This window comes from Parabacteroides hominis (assembly GCF_014287585.1).
GTDB lineage: Bacteria > Bacteroidota > Bacteroidia > Bacteroidales > Tannerellaceae > Parabacteroides > Parabacteroides hominis.
Window position 1 is genome coordinate 1 of the sequence record NZ_JACOOJ010000106.1, and the last position, 675, is coordinate 675.

The following is a 675-nucleotide window of genomic DNA, read 5'->3' on the forward strand; positions in this document are numbered from 1 at the left end:
CTTTCCTGTAAACATCCGATAAATAACCATTTACCTGGTGCCTTCCATAAAATCAGGCACAATGACAATATCTGTTTCAAAAAACATGTTGCTTGCGAAATTGCAGCAACTTTCTCGAATAATTCCGTCGAAGCCTACGACTCCGATAGTATGCAACTATCTGTTCGATATAAAAGATGGGCGGTTATTTATTACGGCTGCCAATGACGAAGGCAGGATTACGGCCAGTTTGGAATGTATGGCAGAGGAAGATCTTTCAATCTGTGTTCCTGCCTCCATTCTTGATGGGCTGAAAACATTGCCGGAGCAGCCTCTTGATATTTATATCAATCCGGACAATAAATCGATTCTTATTAAATATCATGGGGGTAAATTCGAGGTAGTCGGATATGATTCGAAGCCTTTCCCACAAAAGAAAAAGACAGAGGTTCTTGATGAAATCAGGACTACGGCAGAAGAATTCAATAACGGCATTTCCAAAGTGATCAATTTTGCTGCTGCGGACGAATTACGCCCTGTTATGAACTCCGTATCTATTGAAACGGTTCCGGGTGAAATCATATTTGTTTCCTCTAACGGGCATGGCCTCGGTTTATTTAAGAGAGAAAACAAACGTTGTACGGAAACCTGTTCGGTAATCATCAGTCGGCAGATAGCATCTGTATTGAAAGGGCT

Annotated in this window: 1 pseudogene; it reads left to right on the forward strand. The window is 41.5% G+C overall.

Annotation, left to right across the window (positions count from 1 at the left end):
- Positions 1-61: 61 nt before the first annotated feature.
- Positions 62-675: pseudogene (locus tag H8S65_RS20855) on the forward strand (DNA polymerase III subunit beta); the annotation flags it as partial.